19 protein-coding genes and 1 tRNA gene are annotated in these 17,289 nt (G+C 67.5%); 9 read left to right on the top strand and 11 right to left on the bottom strand.

What is annotated here, in order from left to right; genetic code table 11:
- Window position 1 precedes the first annotated feature (1 nt).
- Window positions 2-973 (bottom strand): hypothetical protein, encoded by a 972-nt coding sequence (locus tag AB0I14_RS22160; RefSeq protein ID WP_358025968.1) that lies wholly within the window; start codon window positions 971-973, stop codon window positions 2-4.
- 40 nt (window positions 974-1,013) lie between these two features.
- Between AB0I14_RS22160 and AB0I14_RS22155 the strand changes: the two genes are divergently transcribed.
- A complete protein-coding gene (locus AB0I14_RS22155) occupies window positions 1,014-1,688 on the top strand; it encodes an SIMPL domain-containing protein (RefSeq protein WP_358025966.1) in 675 nt (224 codons plus the stop codon).
- A gap of 19 nt (window positions 1,689-1,707) precedes the next feature.
- Window positions 1,708-2,172, top strand: coding sequence for a GatB/YqeY domain-containing protein (locus AB0I14_RS22150; RefSeq protein WP_211156325.1), 465 nt, complete (start codon window positions 1,708-1,710; stop codon window positions 2,170-2,172).
- A gap of 5 nt (window positions 2,173-2,177) precedes the next feature.
- On the opposite strand, the gene AB0I14_RS22145 is transcribed toward AB0I14_RS22150, so the two are convergent.
- Genes AB0I14_RS22145 through AB0I14_RS22135 form a run of 3 tightly spaced genes read right to left on the bottom strand, consistent with a single transcriptional unit; the run spans window position 2,178 to window position 4,211 of the window.
- A complete protein-coding gene (locus tag AB0I14_RS22145; RefSeq protein WP_358025963.1) occupies window positions 2,178-2,840 on the bottom strand; it encodes a phosphodiesterase in 663 nt (220 codons plus the stop codon).
- Between the two features lie 42 nt (window positions 2,841-2,882).
- Entirely contained in the window at window positions 2,883-3,677 is a 795-nt protein-coding gene (locus AB0I14_RS22140; protein WP_358025961.1) for an acyl-CoA thioesterase domain-containing protein, read from the bottom strand.
- A 36-nt stretch (window positions 3,678-3,713) separates the two neighbouring features.
- A complete protein-coding gene (locus AB0I14_RS22135) occupies window positions 3,714-4,211 on the bottom strand; it encodes an SRPBCC family protein (RefSeq protein WP_358025959.1) in 498 nt (165 codons plus the stop codon).
- Between the two features lie 68 nt (window positions 4,212-4,279).
- Here AB0I14_RS22135 and AB0I14_RS22130 point away from each other — a divergent pair, with 68 nt between their 5' ends.
- Window positions 4,280-5,404 carry a serine/threonine-protein kinase gene (locus AB0I14_RS22130; protein WP_358025957.1) on the top strand — a complete coding sequence of 375 codons (1,125 nt, stop codon included), beginning with the start codon at window positions 4,280-4,282 and terminating at the stop codon, window positions 5,402-5,404.
- 68 nt (window positions 5,405-5,472) lie between these two features.
- Here AB0I14_RS22130 and AB0I14_RS22125 read toward each other — a convergent pair.
- The 4 genes from AB0I14_RS22125 to ponA2 all read right to left on the bottom strand — a co-directional run bounded on the left by AB0I14_RS22125 (window position 5,473) and on the right by ponA2 (window position 10,340).
- Window positions 5,473-5,546, bottom strand: a tRNA-Pro gene (locus tag AB0I14_RS22125).
- A gap of 268 nt (window positions 5,547-5,814) precedes the next feature.
- Window positions 5,815-6,921, bottom strand: coding sequence for a PLP-dependent cysteine synthase family protein (locus AB0I14_RS22120; RefSeq protein ID WP_358025955.1), 1,107 nt, complete (start codon window positions 6,919-6,921; stop codon window positions 5,815-5,817).
- The gene (locus tag AB0I14_RS22115) at window positions 6,918-7,862 is read right to left on the bottom strand and encodes a metallophosphoesterase (RefSeq protein WP_358025953.1); all 945 of its coding nucleotides are present in this window, start codon (window positions 7,860-7,862) and stop codon (window positions 6,918-6,920) included. Before AB0I14_RS22115 ends, AB0I14_RS22120 begins: the two co-directional genes overlap by 4 nt.
- 27 nt (window positions 7,863-7,889) lie before the next feature.
- A complete protein-coding gene (gene ponA2 / locus AB0I14_RS22110) occupies window positions 7,890-10,340 on the bottom strand; it encodes a transglycosylase/D,D-transpeptidase PonA2 (RefSeq protein WP_358025951.1) in 2,451 nt (816 codons plus the stop codon).
- A 326-nt stretch (window positions 10,341-10,666) separates the two neighbouring features.
- On the opposite strand from ponA2, the gene AB0I14_RS22105 reads away from it, so the two are divergent.
- On the top strand, window positions 10,667-10,996 hold the full coding sequence (locus tag AB0I14_RS22105; protein WP_358025949.1) for a WhiB family transcriptional regulator: 330 nt from the start codon (window positions 10,667-10,669) through the stop codon (window positions 10,994-10,996).
- A 67-nt stretch (window positions 10,997-11,063) separates the two neighbouring features.
- On the opposite strand, the gene AB0I14_RS22100 is transcribed toward AB0I14_RS22105, so the two are convergent.
- Complete coding sequence (locus AB0I14_RS22100) at window positions 11,064-12,167, bottom strand: ArsA family ATPase (RefSeq protein ID WP_358026405.1); 1,104 nt, start codon at window positions 12,165-12,167, stop codon at window positions 11,064-11,066.
- 26 nt (window positions 12,168-12,193) lie between these two features.
- Complete coding sequence (locus tag AB0I14_RS22095) at window positions 12,194-13,225, bottom strand: ArsA family ATPase (RefSeq protein WP_358026402.1); 1,032 nt, start codon at window positions 13,223-13,225, stop codon at window positions 12,194-12,196.
- A 44-nt stretch (window positions 13,226-13,269) separates the two neighbouring features.
- Between AB0I14_RS22095 and AB0I14_RS22090 the strand changes: the two genes are divergently transcribed.
- The 3 genes from AB0I14_RS22090 to AB0I14_RS22080 are packed head-to-tail and all read left to right on the top strand — an operon-like array spanning window position 13,270 to window position 14,674.
- Complete coding sequence (locus tag AB0I14_RS22090; RefSeq protein ID WP_018603531.1) at window positions 13,270-13,431, top strand: DUF4177 domain-containing protein; 162 nt, start codon at window positions 13,270-13,272, stop codon at window positions 13,429-13,431.
- Window positions 13,428-13,883, top strand: a complete 456-nt coding sequence (locus AB0I14_RS22085; protein WP_358025947.1) for a RidA family protein — start codon at window positions 13,428-13,430, stop codon at window positions 13,881-13,883. Before AB0I14_RS22090 ends, AB0I14_RS22085 begins: the two co-directional genes overlap by 4 nt.
- Entirely contained in the window at window positions 13,880-14,674 is a 795-nt protein-coding gene (locus AB0I14_RS22080; RefSeq protein ID WP_358025945.1) for an MBL fold metallo-hydrolase, read from the top strand. Before AB0I14_RS22085 ends, AB0I14_RS22080 begins: the two co-directional genes overlap by 4 nt.
- An 86-nt stretch (window positions 14,675-14,760) precedes the next feature.
- On the opposite strand, the gene crp is transcribed toward AB0I14_RS22080, so the two are convergent.
- Window positions 14,761-15,435 (bottom strand): cAMP-activated global transcriptional regulator CRP, encoded by a 675-nt coding sequence (gene crp, locus AB0I14_RS22075; RefSeq protein WP_003883807.1) that lies wholly within the window; start codon window positions 15,433-15,435, stop codon window positions 14,761-14,763.
- A 504-nt stretch (window positions 15,436-15,939) separates the two neighbouring features.
- Here crp and nth point away from each other — a divergent pair.
- Entirely contained in the window at window positions 15,940-16,620 is a 681-nt protein-coding gene (nth, locus tag AB0I14_RS22070; RefSeq protein ID WP_166910101.1) for an endonuclease III, read from the top strand.
- A 19-nt stretch (window positions 16,621-16,639) separates the two neighbouring features.
- Complete coding sequence (locus AB0I14_RS22065) at window positions 16,640-17,287, top strand: TlpA disulfide reductase family protein (RefSeq protein WP_358025941.1); 648 nt, start codon at window positions 16,640-16,642, stop codon at window positions 17,285-17,287.
- Window positions 17,288-17,289 lie beyond the last annotated feature (2 nt).

The following is a 17,289-nucleotide window of genomic DNA, read 5'->3' as shown; positions in this document are numbered from 1 at the left end:
CTCAGACGTACCGCGGCAGCCATAGTTGGTCGGCAGTTTCCACCGGTGCACCCGCACCCGTCTGCAACATCAGGTCGAACGCCTCGGCCCGGAACCGCCGGTCGGCGTAGAGCAGAACGACCACGCCAGCGCTGAACGGTGCGGTGACGATCTGCCCGATCGCGGCGCCGACGGCGCTGAGGATCAGCGCCGGCACCGTGGGGCCCTCGGCGACCATCGACATGATCTCCCCGGCCACGTTGAACGGCGCACCCACACCCCAGGCGATCACCGAGGCCACGATCGTGGCCAGCACCCAGATGCCGAACACGCGCCAGAAGCCCTTGTTCACCAACGTGAATGACCGCTTGACCGCATCGACGATGCCGCGGTGTTCCAGCACGATCACCGCGGGGGCGAACAGTAGAACCGTCGACGCGTAGAGCACACCGACCAGCGCGAGCAGCACCAGCGGTGCCCCGACAGCGAACGCCGCCAGCCCGCCGCCGAGCGCGCCTGCGCCGACAACCACGGCCGCGACGCCCCCGGCGACCACGACCATGGCCAGGGCCTGCAACGCCGTCAACCCGATCAGCGCCGGTAACCGGCCGCGCACCCGCCGCCAGGCCTCACCGACGGTGATGCTCCCGCCGAACACCGAGCGCCCGATCACCACTGTGAGCATGCCGCTGAGCAGAAGCGAGGCAAGCGTCGTGACGACGATGCCGACGAACGCACCGGTGGCGAACACCGCGAGCGTCCCGGCCGACGGCGACTCACCCTGCAGCGTCGAGTCGAATTCGCCGAGTGCCGACAGCGGCCCGACTTGCAGTGCGAGCGTGATGATCTGCGACGCGAGAACGACCACGGTGGCCAGACCCAGCGTCGCTTTCGGGTTGATGCGGATGTAGGCGACCGCGCCGTTGAAGATGTCGGTCAGGCTCAGCGGGCGAAGCGGGATGACACTCCCCATATCTGGCCGACCGCTCGTCATCCTTTCACCGTAGTTCCCGTCAGCAACTACGGTGGACCGCATGCCGACCGAGATCATCGTGCGTGGGTCTTTTTCCGCTTTTCAGCCACCCGAACGCGCGACGGTCCACGCGACGCTCGGCTATGAGGGGCCGGCGATCGAACCGGCGTACGAGCGGGTGGTCCGTGATCTGGACACGGTGAAATCCACGATCACCCCGCTGCACCGGCCCGACGCGGGCCCGGTCACGTGGTGGTCCACCGGCCAGGTCCGCACCTGGGCCAACCGGCCCTGGAACAACGAGGGCAAGCAGTTGCCGCTCGTGCACCATGCCAGTGTCGACATCAAGGTCAAGTTCAGCGATTTCACCGCGCTGTCGCGATGGGTCGGCGGCCATGTCACCGATACCAGCGGCTTCTCGTTGTCGCGGATCGAATGGGCGCTGACCGCCGAGCATCGCGATGAGCTCGCCGCCCAGGTACACACCCGCGCCGTGCAGGACGCCGTCACCCGGGCCCAGCGCTACTCCGATGCACTGGCCCTCGGTCCGGTGCGGCCGGTGGCGATCGGCGACGCCGGCATGGTGTGCCGGCCACCCGAGGATTCGTCGTCCCCGCGGATGATGCGCGCCATGGCGACCCGCAGCGGCGGTGGAGCGCCCGAAATCGAGTTCGCACCCGCCGATATCGAGGTCTCGGTGTCGGTCGACGCGAAATTCGTGGCGGGCGAGAACTGATCGCAGCTAGGTTGGCGCTATGGCCGACCTCAAGGACAAGCTGCGCGCGGATCTGACCGGCGCGATGAAGTCGCAGGACAAACTGCGCACCGCCACCCTGCGCATGGTGCTGGCCGCGATCCAGAGCGAAGAGGTCTCGGGTAAACAGGCCCGGGAACTGTCCGACGCCGAGGTGATCGCGGTCCTGGCCCGTGAATCCAAGAAGCGGGGCGAGGCGGCCGAGATCTACACCCAGAACGGCCGGGGCGAATTGGCGGCAAACGAGCACGCCGAGGCCAGGGTCATCGACGAGTACCTGCCCACCCCGCTGACCGATGCCGAGTTGGCCGACGTCGCCGACACCGCCATCGCACAGGTCGCCGAGCAGATCGGGGAACGGCCCGGCATGCGTCAGATGGGTCAGGTGATGAAAGCCGCCACGGCCATCGCCGCGGGCAAGGCCGACGGTGCACGGTTGTCTGCGGCGGTCAAGGCGCGGCTGTAGTCGTGCTACTCAGCCGAGCGTCCGGCCCGGCTGCTGCGGTACGCGGCGCGACGCATGTCGGCCAGCCAACCGGGCACCAGGCGGACGCCGTCGGCCTGATGCAGGGTGGGATCGAAGGAGACATCGCGGCTGTGCGGCAGCTTCTCGCGCAGTGACAGCCGGGCTACCGGTTCGAACTCGCCGGAGACGGGGGATTGTTCGATGTCGAACTGGAATCCACCGCGTTCCAATTGACTGTTCACACTTCTCAGGGCGAGACCGGCGCCGTCGAACCCAGTGTCGAGGCGGGCCCGCAGCCACCACAGCGTCCCCTCGAACCGCATCGGCATCACGCTCGAGAACGTGATCCCTGCCCAGGAATTGGCCGGCCACAACACAAATCGATTGCCGGCCAGTGTGGAGGCCAGCAGCACATCCCACGGTGGGCCGGACAATCGCGGCGGCATCCGCCAGGCCATGCCGGCGATGTCCGGGACGGAATCCGGTGTCCCGATTCCTTTCGACAACCTCCCCACCACATCGCACGAGTAGAGCGGCAGACCCCTGCCGGTGGGCGCGGTCCGCTCGAGGCTGCCGCGTGCCAGCACGCCGTTGGGATGGAACAGACGCCGGTGCCGTACCGCGGCACCGAGCTCGACCGGCCAGGACGCGACATCGGAGATCTTCATGCCACCGACTGCCCGCTGGGCGGTGGTGACAAACGCGCCGGGCTAGATCGGGATTCGCCAGAGCGCTTCCTGGCTGACGCTGGCGATCAGCGTGCCTGCGGCGTCATAGAGCGAGCCGCGGGCGAGCCCGCGGGAATCGTTGTGATTCGCCGACTGCAACTCATAGCGGTGCCAGATGCGGGGCACAAACGGTCGATGGAACCAGATCGAGTGGTCCAGGCTGGCGGCGAAGCCCAGATCGGCGCGGAGCGGGACGGTCGGCGGAAGCGCCGATGGGACCGGCCCGAGGTCGGACATGAACGTCAGGGTGCAGGCCCGGATCAGCGGATCGTCCTCGATCTCGACCTGGCTGCGGATCCAGAACGGCGAGATCGCGAACTCCGAGTGGTCATCGGGCATGGTGCGCAGGTCGAACTTGTCGCCGAAATCCATGACGTCGTGTTTGGGCGCGGCCGCATCGAACTCCAGGGCGGGCGGGGCGTCGGGGGACCACTCCAGGCCGGGCTCCGGTTGATGGAACGAGGCCATCATCTCCAGGATCACCTTGCCGTCCTGGCTGGCGGTGACGTGCCGGGTGGCGAACGCCCGGCCGTCGCGGGTGCGGTCGACGTGGAACTCGACATCGGCGTCGTAGCGGCCACCGCGGACGAAGTAGGTGTGCAGCGACTGCGGGAGCTTGCCGTCATCCACGGTGGCCCCGGCCACCCCCAGCGATTGGGCGGCGATCAGGCCGCCGAACAGCCGCTCGGTCGCCCCTCTGCGCGGTTCCCTGATGCAGAAGTCATCACCGTGACGATCGAACTGCAGTAGTTCGGCGATCCAGCTCAGCGCGGCCATCGGCCGACGCTATCAACTGCTTGGTTGGGACCGCGCTCACACCTGCTTGGCGAAGTAGCGCTGGCCGTCCGACGCCAGTCGCCCGAACGCCGCCTTGACCACCGGCGCCAGCCCCTTGAACGGGATCGCGAACAACGGCTTCGGTTCGATCGCGACGATCCAGGTGAACTGCGTCTGCCCGTCGCCGACGGGTTCGACCAGGTAGTCCTCGGCGAACCGGCGCAGCGACGGAATGTTGGCGTGGTCGACCGTGAACGAATACCGGCGCCCCTCCTCCCAACGGAAGAACGTCTCGTGCACCCGGACCACGCCGGGTGCCAGAGTCACCTCACGGGACGAGCCGATCCCGAGCGGCCGCGGCGTCAACCAGTTCACGTTCGTGACCGACGGTCCCCAGGCGGCCAGGGACTCATCGGATACCAGCGACTCCCACACCTTTTCCGGCGGTGCCGCGAAGCGCTTGTTATAGGTGAAGATGTGCGGCGCCGTGGTGAAGAAATCGGCGTCGGCGGATTCCAGCGTGAACCGGGGCATGGTCCCAGCATGCCGCAGAACGGCACTCCGGGATACTTGGATCCAAGCGCACGGCGGAGGGGAGATTTATGACGGCGGCGCTCGCCGACCGCTACGAGCTACGCGGCGTGCTCGGCCGCGGCGGCATGGCCGAGGTACGCGACGGCTGGGATACCAGGCTGTCGCGTCCGGTCGCGATCAAACTGCTCTATCCGGCCCTGGCCGCCGACGAGTTCACGCGTCGGCGATTCGAGGACGAAGCGCGGGCCGCTGCCGCACTCAACCACCCCAACATCGTCGCGGTCCACGACAGCGGTGAAGACCACGGGACGCCGTACATCGTGATGGAACGGCTGCCCGGGCCCACCCTGGCCGAGGAGATTGCGGCCGGACCACTTTCGGCCGACCGGGTGCGCTGGGTACTGGCCGATCTCCTCGGCGCGCTGACGGCCGCCCACGGTGCAGGCATCCTGCACCGCGACATCAAGCCCGGCAACGTCCTCATCACCGCGTCCGGCACCGCCAAGCTCGCCGACTTCGGTATCGCCAAGACCGCCGGAACCGCCCACACCCATGCCGGAACGGTGTTCGGCACACCGGATTACCTGAGCCCGCAACGGATTACCGGGCAACCGGCATCGGCTTCGGACGATATCTATTCCGTCGGCGTGCTCGGCTACGAGGCGCTGACCGGGCGGCGGCCCTTCGCGCGGGACCACCCGATCGCCACCATGCGCGCGGTCGTCGACGAAGCCCCGATGCCGATCGCCATGCTGCGCCCCGATGTGGATCCTGCTCTGGTTCAGGTGCTGGAGCGCGCGATGGCACGGGACCCGGCCTACCGCTTCGCCGACGCCGCGGCGATGCGGGCCGCACTGCACGCCGCGCCGCCGGCCCCTCCCGCGACCCTGATGCTGCCGGCTCCGCTGCCGCCCCGTCGCTCGCGGGTCCGGTTGATGCTGGCGGCCGCGGGTGTCGCCGCCGCCGTCATCCTCGGGGCCATCCTGCTGATCGCCGACCCGCCGCCGCAGCGCGCGCCGGCCGTGACGCCGGTGACCACCACTGTCGAGCCGACCTTCCCTGCCACGACGAGCATCCCGACGTTCACACCCACGCTGCCCGCCGACCAAGGGGATTGGGGCGACTGGAACGGGAACGGCCAAGACCGTGGGAATGGGAAGGGTCACGGCAAGAAGGGCCATCAACATGAGTGACAGCGCCTGACCCGCACAAAAAGCAAGGCCCAGACCGGATTTCTCTGGTCTGGGCCTTGCTTGCACTGTCGGGGTGGCGGGATTCGAACCCACGACCTCTTCGTCCCGAACGAAGCACGCTACCAAGCTGCGCCACACCCCGCGTGAAGCTCCGACAGCCTATCGCACCGGGTACCTCGAAAGCCAAACGGCCACCTCTGCGCCGGCTTCCACCTGAGGGTCGTGCGCCGTCGCGGATTACAGCCCTGGCGTAGAAACCGGCGTCGGGAAGCAATGAGGGTGTCGGTGGTGTTCTACACACTGACGACATCCGAATCGACTGGAGAAATCATGACCGTCCTGGGCGCCACCATCTACCTGGGGTTCTTCGCCCTGGCAGCGTTTTGGCTGTTCCTGACGGCCGAGACGGATCAGGACCAGCTGCCCGAGCGCTCGAACTCCGAGAGCACCTCCGCGGACTCCGAGGTGTCCAGCCCCTGGGCGCTGAGCCAGTCCGCATCGAAGTAGGTATCCGCGTAGCGGTCACCGCTGTCGGCCAGCAGGGTCACCACCGACCCGCTGCGGCCGTGCGCGATCATCTCGGCCAGCAGGCCGAACGCACCCCACAGATTGGTACCGGTCGACGGCCCGACCCGACGGCCCAGGACCAGGCTGGCGTGATGCGCCGCGGCCACCGACCCGCAGTCGGGGACGGCAATCATCCGGTCGACCACGCCGGCCAGGAACGACGGCTCCACGCGCGGCCTGCCGATGCCCTCGATGCGTGAGGATGCGCCCGTGACGACGTCATCGCGGCCCTGCGCGTAGCCGGGGAAGAACGCCGAATTCTCCGGGTCGACGACACACAACTGCGTGGCATGCCTGCGGTAGCGGATGTAGCGACCGATCGTCGCACTGGTACCGCCGGTGCCCGCGCCCACCACGATCCACTCCGGAATCGGATGCGGTTCCAGGCCCATCTGCTGGTAGATCGACTCGGCGATGTTGTTGTTGCCGCGCCAGTCGGTGGCCCGTTCGGCGTTGGTGAACTGGTCCAGATAGTGCCCGCCGGTCTCCTCGGCCAACCGTTGGGCCTCTGCGTACACCTGCGAGGACTGGGCGACGAAATGGCAACTGCCGCCTTGGGCTTCGATCAACGCGATCTTGGAGCCGCTGGTCGAGGCCGGCACCACCGCGATGAACGGCAGCCCCAGCAGCGCCGCGAAGTAGGCCTCGGACACCGCCGTCGACCCCGAGGACGCCTCGATGATCGTGGTGTTCTCGCCGATCCAGCCGTTGCACAACCCGTACAGGAAAAGGGAACGGGCCAGCCGGTGCTTGAGGCTGCCGGTGATGTGGGTGGACTCGTCCTTGAGATACAACGCGACGTCGATCTCGTCGTGCCAGGCAGCCGGCAGCGGGTAGCGCAGCAGATGGGTGTCGGCGCTGCGCTTGGAATCGGCCTCGATCAGCCGCACCGCATTGTCGACCCACCGGCGTGGCCGTGGACGCGACGCGGTGCAGCCCGGTCGGCTCACCGGGCCGAGACGGCCGGGCTGGATTTCCCGGCCCTGATCCCGACGTTGCCGCCACCGGTCGGCGCTGCGACGAGCGTCAACAGGGTGGCCTCGGGACGGCAGCAGAACCGCACCGGCGCGAACGGCGATGTGCCGATGCCCGCCGACACGTGCAGCTGCATGTGCGATCCCCACTTCGAGGCGCCCTTGGCCCGCGACCGGTCCAGCTCGCAGTTGGTCACGATGGCCCCGTAGAACGGCAGGCACAGCTGCCCGCCGTGGGTGTGCCCGGCCAGCACCAGCTGATAGCCGTCGGCTGCGAAGCGGTCCAACACCCGAGGTTCGGGAGAGTGCGTGAGCCCCAACGTCAGGTTCGCCGCGCCGTTGGCCCGGCCGGCGATGGTGTCGTAGCGGTCGCGCTTGAGGTGCGGATCGTCGACGCCGGCCACCGCGATGTGCTGCCCGGCCACCTCGACGTCGCGCCGGATGTGGGTCATGTCGAGCCAGCCGCGCTCGGTGAACGCCGCGCGCAGGTCCTGCCACGGCAGCGGCTCACCATGCGTCCGGTGCTGCGGGTTGGTGACGTAGTTCAGCGGGTTCTTCAGGCGCGGCGCGAAATAGTCATTGCTGCCGAACACGAACAGGCCGGGCGCCGAAAGCAGATCGCTCAGTGACTGCACCACGGCGGGCACGGCCTTCGGATGGGCCAGGTTGTCGCCGGTGTTGACGACCAGATCGGGCTCAAGGCGCGCCAGATCACGCAGCCAGGCCTGCTTGCGGCGCTGATTGGGACGCATGTGCAGATCGGACAGATGCAGCACCCGCAGGGGCGATGAGCCAGGGGCCAGTACCGGCATGGTCGCTTCCCGCAGCACGAACGCATTGCGCTCGATCAGGGACGCGTAGCCGATCCCGGCAACCAGCGAACCGGCGGCGATGGCAGCTGCCTTCTTAACTGACATGCCGGCAAGCCTACTGCGAACCGGTCCTCACGGGGGCGGTGGAGGCCCGAGCACCGGAACGGTGATCGGAGGCAGCCCCGGGATCTCGACCACCGTCTGGCCGATCTCAGGCGGCGGACCGCCCGGCAGCGGGAACGGGAACTCGGGCGGCGGCGGGGCCGGTGGGATGCCGTTGCTGATCTGGATCGTGATGATCGAGCCCGGAATCGTCTGCCCGCTGGGCGCCGTGCCGACCACGGTCCCGTAGCGCGAGCTGCTGTTGACCGAGGCGGCGCCGTCGGCCACCTGGAATCCGGACTCCTTGAGCCGCTGACGCGCGGCCGTCTCATCCAGTCCGGTCACCGTCGGCACCACCGAGCCGGGGCCGCCGTCGACGTAGCGCGGATCCGTCGGTGGCATGACCACCGGGCCGAAGCTGTTCGCGATCGGTTTCAGCGCGGTGAACCAGGTGCGGGCCGGCTCGTTACCGCCGAACAGATTGCCGTCCCCGCACTGGCGCAGCGGGAACGAGCACAGCTCGCCGGGAGTGGTGGAATCGTCGTAAATGTAATTGGCCGCCGCGTACTGGTTGGTGAAGCCCAGGAAGCCCGACGAGCGGTGTGCCTCGGTGGTGCCGGTCTTGCCCGACATCGGTAGATCCCAGCCCACCGAACCGGCCGAACCGGAGGCCGTACCGCCGGCCTGGTCGTCCTTGCTCATCGCATTGGCCAGCGTGTTGGCCAGACCCTCGGGAACCGCCTGATCGCAGGTCTCGGTGGTCACCGACACCTCCTGACCGCGGCGATCGAGCACCTGGGCGATCGGATTGGGCGGGCACCAAGTCCCGCCTGAGGCCAAGGTGGCGGCCACATTCGACAACTCGAGTGCGTTGACCTCGATGGGGCCCAGCGTGAACGAGCCGATGTTCTGGCGCTTGACGAAGTCGGCCAGGCTCTCGTTGCTCTCCGGGTCGTAATCGCGGGCGGTGCCGGGCAACGCGTAGGACCGCAGCCCCAGCTTCACCGCCATGTCGACCGACCGTTGCACGCCGATCTGCGAGATCAGCTTGGCGAACGCGGTATTCGGCGAGGTGGCCAGGGCATCGGTGACACTCATCGAACCCCGGTAGCCGCCGGCGTTCTTCACACACCAGGTTTCCTTCGGGCAACCCGGGGTGTCGCTGCTGCCCAGCCCCTTGGCCTGGAAGAACCCGGGCACCGCCAGTTGGGTGTTGATGCCCATCCCCATATCCATGGCCGCGGCCGTCGTGAAGATCTTGAAGATCGACCCGGCGCCGTCGCCGACGAGCGAGAAGGGCTGCGGCTGCATGGTCTCGCCGGCGTCGGTGTTCAGACCGTAGGTGCGGTTGCTGCCCATCGCCAGGACCGGATGGGATTCTTTGCCCGGCTTGATCACGCTCATCACGCTGGCGATGCCCGGCGCGTCCGGGCGGGCGATGCTGTCGATCGACGACTTCACCGAGCCCTGCACATCGGGATCCAGCGTGGTCTTGATCAGGTAACCGCCCTTGGCCACCTGCTCCTTGGACAGCCCGGCACGGGCCAGGTACTCCAGCGCGTAATCGCAGAAGAACGCCCGGTCACCGGCCGCGATGCAGCCACGGGGCAACTCGTTGGGCTGCGGCAGGATGCCCAGCGGCTGCTGCTTGGCGGCCCGCAGTGCCTCGGCCTCCTGCGGGATGTTGTCGATCATGGTGTCCAGCACCAGGTTCCGGCGGGCCAGGGCGCCGTCGGGATTGCTGTAGGGGTTGAGCGCGCTGGTGGACTGCACCATGCCGGCCAGCAGGGCGGACTGCTGCCAGTTCAGCTCCGAGGCGTTGACCCCGAAATAGGTCTGTGCGGCGTCCTGGACGCCGAACGCGCCGTTGCCGAACGAGACCAGGTTGAGATAGCGGGTCAGGATCTCGGGCTTGGTGAAGGTCTTGTCCAACGTGAGGGCCATCCGGATCTCACGTAGTTTGCGCGCCGGTGTGGTCTCGATGGCGGCGCGGCGCTCGGCCTCGGTCTGCGCGATCACCAGCAGCTGGTAGTTCTTCACATACTGCTGCTCGATCGTCGAACCACCGCGGGTGTCGCTGTCGCCCCGCATGTATCCGGTCAGGCCGGTCAGCGTGCCCTGCCAGTCCACGCCGTTGTGTTCGGCGAAGCGCTTGTCCTCGATGGAGACCAGGGCGAGCTTCATCGTGTTGGCGATCTGGTCGCTCGGCACCTCGAAGCGGCGCTGCGAATACAGCCACGCAATGGTGTTGCCCTTGGCGTCGACCATGGTCGAGACCTGCGGAACTTCACCGTCGACCAGAGCGGCCGAGCCATTGGCGACCACGTCGGACGCCCGGTTGGACATCAGGCCGAATCCACCCACCAAAGGGAACATGAACGTGGCCACCAGGACGCTCGCCAGCAGGCAGCACCAGGCAAGCTTGATGATGGTGACCGCTTGGGGTGGCTGCGCGGGCGGTCGTGTCGGCTGCTCCGGCATGGGTACAGAGTAGCTATCTTGCTGAGGCGGGTTTCCTGCGAGCGGGGCCTACCGCCATATCGCACTTGCCTGCAGAAATACCGCAAAGCGCCCAAATGCCGGTCAGACGGCACGGCCGTCCCAAAAAAGTGGTTCGCAAACTGTTGCGTTAATACCCTCTGACCACCTAGCTTGGACACACAGTGCGATCCAGGTAACACAGGCTGGCGCAATGTGGCGTAGATCGCAACGGCGTTCTACACCGGAAGGTTCAACGCCCGCCATCTGGGGAGATGGCTGGAACGAAGGGATCGCTGGTGTCAGGTACACGAACTGTCGCAGACAATATGAACGCTTCCTCCCCCGCCGCCAACCTGATCCACCGAGGCGAGGGCGAAGCCCGGATCGCCTGGGTTTCGCAGGCGAGGTGCCGCCAGGCCGATCCGGACGAGCTGTTCGTCCGCGGTGCAGCGCAACGCAAAGCCGCAGTGATCTGCAGGCACTGCCCGGTGATCCTCGAATGCGGAGCCGACGCGCTGGACAACCGCGTGGAGTTCGGAGTCTGGGGCGGAATGACCGAACGTCAGCGTCGCGCCCTGCTCAAGCAGCATCCCGAAGTCAATTCCTGGGCCGAGTTCTTCGCCGCCCAGCGCAAGCACCACCGCAGCGCGGTCTAACCGCCGAGCCGGCAACCCCGCAGCTGAGCCCGCCTGATTATCAGGCGGGCTCGCTACATGTCAGATGTCAGGCGGGCTCGGCGACGCCGGTGATCTGATCGGCGATCGCGCGCAGCGCATCGAGATCGGACACGTCGAACGGCAGTGACGGCACCCCGACGATCGCCACATGCGGATTGGCCCCGGTGAACCGGGACAGCAGTCGCACCTCACGCTTGGCGGTGTGTGCCCGATCGGCGTGAATACGCAGCACTGCCGCGGTCAGCGATTCCGGATCCTCGGCCACCAACTCGTCGGCGGCTTCCTCGGCCTTGTCGGCGTGAAGTTCGCACAGCGTGGGATGGGTGCGGTTGAGGATCAGACCGGCCAGCGGCATGTGCTCGTTCGAGAGCCGGTCGACGAAGAACGACGCCTCGCGCAGCGCGTCGGGCTCGGCCGCCGACACCACGACGAACTGGGTGCCGCGCCGCTTGAGCAATTCGTAGGTACGGTCCGCCTTCTCGCGGAACCCACCGAAGGTGGCATCCAGTGATTGCACGAAACCTGCTGCATCGGAAAGCATTTGCGAGCCCAGCACGGTTGACAGGGCCTTCATTGCCAGCCCGACGGCGCCGGTGACCAAGCGGCCGATCCCGCGTCCGGGCGCCAGCAGCATCCGCCACAGCCGGCTGTCCATGAAGCTGCCCAACCGCTTTGGCGCATCGAGGAAGTCCAGGGCGTTGCGTGACGGCGGCGTGTCCACCACCACCAGATCCCACTTGTCCTCGGCCAGCAGCTGGCCGAGCTTCTCCATTGCCATGTACTCCTGCGTGCCGGCCAGCGAGGTCGCCACCGTTTGGTAGAACTGGTTCTCCAGGATGGCGTCGGCCCGGTCTTCCCCGGAGTACTGCGTCACCATCTCGTCGAACGTGCGGCGCATGTCCAGCATCATCGCGTGCAGCTCGCCGGTGACCTCCGGGGCCAGCGGCACCCGCTGCGGGGTATTGCCCAGATCCTTGATGCCGAGCGCCTGGGCCAGTCGCTTGGCCGGGTCGATCGTCAGCACCACGACGGTGCGGCCGTATTCGGCCGCCCGCAGCGCCATCGCGGCAGCGGTGGTGGTCTTGCCGACTCCGCCTGCGCCGCAACAGACTACGACGCGGTTGGCGGTGTCGGACAGGATCGCGTGCATGTCAAGGGCGGGCGGTTTGGCGCTCACTATCGGACCCCCTGCTGTTCGAGTGCTTCGGCGAGTTCATACAGGCTGCCCAGGTCGACACCGTCGGCCAGCGCGGGCAACTCCAGGCGGGGTACGTCGATGGCATCGAGCAGCTCGGCGCTCTCGGCGCGCGCCGAGATCCGCGTGGCGTGCTGGATGGACTCGGTGAGCAGACCGGCGAAATCGTTGTCCGACAACGTGATTCCAGACTTCTTCAGGCCCGCGTGGACGGCGTCGGCATCAATGTCGCCCTCGGCCGCCTTGGCCAGATCCTCGGCGGGCAGGTAGGCCGGGATGTTGCGGTTGACGATGACGCTGCCGATCGGCAGCCCCATCTCGGTGAGCTCGTCGATCGCCTCCAGCGTCTCCTGGATCGGCAGCGCTTCCAGCAGCGTCACCAGGTGGATCGCGGTCTGCTCGGAATGCAGCAGCTTGACCACACCATCGGCCTGGGAGTGCACGGGCCCGCCCTTGGCCAGGTCGGAGACCGCCTTGGTGACGTCCAGGAACCGCGAGATACGGCCGGTGGGAGGGGAATCCACCACGACGGCGTCATAGACGCCACGCTTGCCCTTGGCGTCCTTCGCGGTGCGCGTCACGATTTCTTTGATCTTGCCGGTGAGCAGCACGTCACGCAGGCCGGGCGCGATCGTGGTCGCGAATTCGATCGCGCCGATGCGGCGCATCGCCCGGCCGGCCAGGCCCAAGTTGTAGAACATGTCGAGGTACTCCAGGAACGCGGCCTCGATGTCGATCGCGAGCGCGTTGACCTGTCCACCGCCATCGGCCGTGGCCACCTTGACTTCCTCGTACGGCAGCGGCGGCACGTCGAACAACTGCGCGATGCCCTGACGTTCCTCGACCTCGACCAGCAGCACCTTGCGGCCGCCGGCCGCCAGGGCCAGGGCCAATGCCGCCGCGACGGTGGATTTGCCGGTTCCGCCCTTGCCGGATACGAAATGCAGACGGGCCTTCGTCAGCCTTGACGGCCAGCCGACGTGTTTGGCGCCGCTCTCTGTGGTTGCCACCAGTGCATGCTAACCAAGCCTGAGTGTCCGACCGATAAGCTCGGGTCATGAGCGAACCAACCCGCTGGGAGTACGCCACGGTCCCGTTGTTGACCCACGCCACCAAACAGATTCTCGATCAGTGGGGGCACGACGGCTGGGAGCTGGTCTCAGTGCTGCCGGGCCCGACCGGCGAGCAGCACGTCGCCTACTTGAAGCGGCCGAAATGACGGTCACCGCGAGGCTGGCCGAACTGGGCATCGAACTGCCCGACGTGGTCGCGCCGCTGGCCGCCTATGTGCCCGCGGTGCGGACCGGCAACCTGGTCTACACCGCCGGCCAACTGCCGATCCAGGCCGGTGAGCTGCTGGCGACCGGCAAGGTCGGTGCGGAGATCAGCCCCGAGCAGGGCAACGAGCTGGCCCGGGTCTGTGGCCTCAACGCGTTGGCCGCCGTGCATGCACTGGTGGGCATCGACTCCGTCGTCCGAATCGTCAAGGTGACCGGGTTCGTCGCCTCCGCACCCGGATTCAGCGGACAGCCCGGCGTCGTCAACGGCGCCTCCGAGCTGTTCGGCGAGATCTTCGGCGAGGCGGGCGCGCACGCGCGTTCGGCCGTCGGCGTGTCGGAACTGCCGCGCAACGCGCCGGTCGAAGTCGAGATCATCGTCGAAACAGCGTGACGGCGGCCGCGCACCCGGCCTACGGGCTGCTGCGGCCGGTCACTGCATCGGCCTCCGTACTGCTCTGCGACAACCCGGGGCTGATGACCCTGGAGGGCACCAACACCTGGGTCCTCCGTGGCCCGGGAAGCGACGAGATCGTCATCGTCGACCCCGGTCCCGACGATGCGGCGCACATCGCCCGTATCGCCGAACTGGGCACCGTCGCGTTGGTATTGATCAGTCACAAGCACGAGGACCACACCGGCGGCATCGACAAGCTCGTGGACCTGACGGGCGCCACCGTCCGCTCGGTCGGCAGTGGCTTCCTGCGGGGCCTCGGCGGTCCGCTGACCGACGGCGAGGTGATCGACGCCGCCGGCCTGCGGATCAAGGTGATGGCCACGCCCGGCCACACCGTCGATTCACTCAGCTTCGTGCTCGACGACGACAACGGGCAAGGGGCGGTGCTGACCGCCGACACCGTGCTGGGCCGCGGCACCACCGTCATCGACACCGAGGACGGCAGCCTGCGTGACTATCTGGAATCCCTGCAGCGACTGCAGGGCCTGGGTGCCCGGACGGTGCTTCCCGGGCACGGGCCCGATCTGCCGAACCTCCACGAAGTGACCACGATGTACCTGGCGCACCGCCAGGAGCGGTTGGACCAGATCCGCGCAGCACTACGGGAACTGGGCGACGACGCCTCGGCCCGTCAGGTCGTCGAGCACGTCTACACCGATGTCGACCAGAAACTCTGGGACGCCGCCGAGAAGTCGGTGCAGGCCCAGTTGGACTACCTGAGGGACTGACCCCCGAAACGCCGAAACTGCATTCCAGCAGGAGAAGTCCGGGTACGGACCTGCCGGAATGCAGTTTCGCGGAAAACTAGCGGGCGCTACCGTGCGCGGCGCGCCAACCTTTCGCTGTCGCTGATCAGCACGCTCTTGCCCTCCAGCCGGATCCAGCCGCGGTGGGCGAAATCGGCCAGTGCCTTGTTGACGGTCTCGCGGGACGCGCCGACGAGCTGGGCGATCTCTTCCTGCGTGAGGTCGTGCGTGACGCGCAGCGCCCCGCCCTCCTGGGTCCCGAACCGCTGGGCCAGCTGCAGCAGCTGCTTGGCCACCCGGCCGGGGACGTCCGTGAAGATCAGGTCCGCCAGGTTGTTGTTGGTGCGGCGCAGACGACGCGCGAGCACCCGCAGCAGCTGCTCGGCGATCTCAGGACGGTCGGCGATCCACGCACGCAGCGCGTCGCGGTCCATCGACACCGCGCGCACCTCGGTGATGGTGGTGGCGCTCGACGTGCGAGGCCCCGGGTCGAAGATCGACAGTTCACCGAACATGTCCGACGGACCCATGATGGTCAGCAGGTTCTCGCGGCCGTCCGGTGAACGGCGGCCGATTTTCACCTTGCCGGAAATGATGATGTACAGGCGGTCGCCGGGCTCGCCTTCGGCGAAGACGGTATGCCCGCGCGGGAAGTCGACGGGCTGCAACTGCTTCGTCAGCGCCGAAACGGCGGTCGGTTCGACGCCCTGGAAGATTCCGGCCCTGGCCAGGATCTCGTCCACGTTGCCCCTTAAGCTATTGGGTGTGTTGTTCTCTTACTGATATTTCCTGCTCAGTCTAGAGGTGCGCGGTTTCGCGACTAGCCCACGCTACACACGATTGACAGGTCGAGACGCAGGAAACCCGGTATTTATGGCCTGCGGTTCGTAGTAGCGCGTCGGCAAACGCTCACTCTCGAGGTCGAGGAGCACCGGCTTGACCCGCGGCACGGCCGCCACCGGGCCGGGCTTTCGGTCCAAACCCGATTCCAGCCGCTCGAGCCCGAACGCCGCCAGCATGAGCAACCCCGGGATGAGCGCTACCAGCAACCACGACACAAGGCAGTAGTTAACACGGCGTAGGTCTCAGCGGGGTCACGAATCATCACCGGTCCGCGCAGGAGAATGTCCGGCGAGGTCAGTACGCTGTTTGACGTGACTGAGGCTGCTGCCCCAACAGGGAAAACGCGCCGGTCCAAGAAGTGGGACACCGAAACCCACCTGGGCCTGGTTCGACGGGCTCGACGGATGAATCGTGAACTCGCCCGGGCGTTTCCACATGTCTATTGCGAGCTGGACTTCACCAATCCACTGGAGCTGGCGGTGGCGACCATCTTGTCGGCGCAGAGCACCGACAAGCGGGTGAACCTGACGACGCCGGCGCTGTTCCTCAAATACCGCACGGCACTGGACTATGCGCAGGCCGATCGCACCGAGATGGAGGAGCTGATCCGGCCGACCGGGTTCTACCGGAACAAGACCAACTCGCTGATCCGGCTGGGCCAGGAGCTGGTGGCCCGGTTCGACGGCGAGGTGCCCGACAACATCGAGGACCTGGTGACCCTGCCCGGGGTGGGGCGCAAGACCGCCAACGTCATCCTGGGCAACGCCTTCGACATCCCCGGGATCACCGTCGACACCCACTTCGGGCGGCTGGTGCGACGCTGGCACTGGACCACTGAGGAAGACCCGGTCAAGGTCGAGTTCGCAATCGGTGAGCTCATCGAACGCAAGGAATGGACCCTGCTCAGCCACCGGGTGATCTTCCACGGCCGCCGCGTCTGCCACGCCAGGAAACCGGCGTGCGGGGTGTGCGTGCTGGCCAAGGACTGCCCGTCGTTCGGGCTGGGGCCCACCGATCCGCCGACGGCTGCCGCGCTCGTCAAAGGTCCCGAGACCGAGCATCTGCTGGCGCTGGCCGGGCTGTGAACGCGGCGATGAGCAGACTGTGAGCCGTTCGGCCCGCTGGACCGTGGTGGTGCTGGTGATCCTGGTGGCGCTGGGCGCCGCGTTCTGGATGGAATTGCGCGACGAGCCCGCACCGCAGGCCGGGCCGGGGCAGTCCACGTCCCGTGACCACCGAGATGCCGATACGCCCGAGGCCCTGGCCGGCCCGCGGGCCCGTGCGGACCTGCCGCCGTGCCCCGGACCGGGCAACGGCCAGGGGCCGGAAGCGCTGCGCGGCATCACCCTCGAGTGCGCCGGTGACGGGAAGCCGGTGGATGTGGCCCGCGTGCTGGCCGGCCGGACCGTGGTGCTCAACCTCTGGGCGTACTGGTGCGGGCCATGTGCCGACGAGCTTCCGGCGATGGCCGAATACCAGCGCCGCGTCGGCGACGACGTGCTGGTCGTGACCGTGCACCAGGACGAGAACGAGACCGCGGCGTTGGTCCGGCTGGCCGAACTCGGAGTGCGTCTGCCGACGCTGCAGGACGGCAGACGACTGATCGCGGCTGCGCTCAGGGTGCCCAACGTCATGCCTGCGACGGTGGTGCTGCGCTCGGACGGTAGCGTGGCCGGGACCCTGCCCCGCTCCTTCGTCAGCGCCGACGAGATCGCGGCGGCGGTCGACGAGAAGATCCGCTCTAGCCGATAGGA

Origin of the sequence: Mycobacterium sp. NPDC050441 (genome assembly GCF_040655355.1) — a bacterium.
In the GTDB taxonomy this organism is placed as follows: Bacteria; Actinomycetota; Actinomycetes; order Mycobacteriales; family Mycobacteriaceae; genus Mycobacterium.
The sequence above is the reverse complement of the archived record's forward strand: the minus strand, read 5'-3'. Positions and strand labels throughout refer to the sequence as shown.

Excerpts from the sequence above, each read along its gene's own strand:
- AB0I14_RS22115 (WP_358025953.1), bottom strand. The coding sequence starts at position 7,862 with ATGTCAGTTAAGAAGGCAGCTGCCATCGCCGCCGGTTCGCTGGTTGCC.
- AB0I14_RS22145 (WP_358025963.1), bottom strand. The coding sequence starts at position 2,840 with ATGAAGATCTCCGATGTCGCGTCCTGGCCGGTCGAGCTCGGTGCCGCG.
- AB0I14_RS22150 (WP_211156325.1), top strand. The coding sequence starts at position 1,708 with ATGGCCGACCTCAAGGACAAGCTGCGCGCGGATCTGACCGGCGCGATG.
- AB0I14_RS22155 (WP_358025966.1), top strand. The coding sequence starts at position 1,014 with ATGCCGACCGAGATCATCGTGCGTGGGTCTTTTTCCGCTTTTCAGCCA.
- AB0I14_RS22085 (WP_358025947.1), top strand. The coding sequence starts at position 13,428 with ATGACGGTCACCGCGAGGCTGGCCGAACTGGGCATCGAACTGCCCGAC.
- ponA2 (WP_358025951.1), bottom strand. The coding sequence starts at position 10,340 with ATGCCGGAGCAGCCGACACGACCGCCCGCGCAGCCACCCCAAGCGGTC.
- nth (WP_166910101.1), top strand. The coding sequence starts at position 15,940 with ATGAATCGTGAACTCGCCCGGGCGTTTCCACATGTCTATTGCGAGCTG.
- AB0I14_RS22140 (WP_358025961.1), bottom strand. The coding sequence starts at position 3,677 with ATGGCCGCGCTGAGCTGGATCGCCGAACTACTGCAGTTCGATCGTCAC.
- AB0I14_RS22105 (WP_358025949.1), top strand. The coding sequence starts at position 10,667 with ATGAACGCTTCCTCCCCCGCCGCCAACCTGATCCACCGAGGCGAGGGC.
- AB0I14_RS22160 (WP_358025968.1), bottom strand. The coding sequence starts at position 973 with ATGACGAGCGGTCGGCCAGATATGGGGAGTGTCATCCCGCTTCGCCCG.
- AB0I14_RS22135 (WP_358025959.1), bottom strand. The coding sequence starts at position 4,211 with ATGCCCCGGTTCACGCTGGAATCCGCCGACGCCGATTTCTTCACCACG.
- AB0I14_RS22130 (WP_358025957.1), top strand. The coding sequence starts at position 4,280 with ATGACGGCGGCGCTCGCCGACCGCTACGAGCTACGCGGCGTGCTCGGC.
- AB0I14_RS22100 (WP_358026405.1), bottom strand. The coding sequence starts at position 12,167 with ATGCACGCGATCCTGTCCGACACCGCCAACCGCGTCGTAGTCTGTTGC.
- AB0I14_RS22090 (WP_018603531.1), top strand. The coding sequence starts at position 13,270 with ATGAGCGAACCAACCCGCTGGGAGTACGCCACGGTCCCGTTGTTGACC.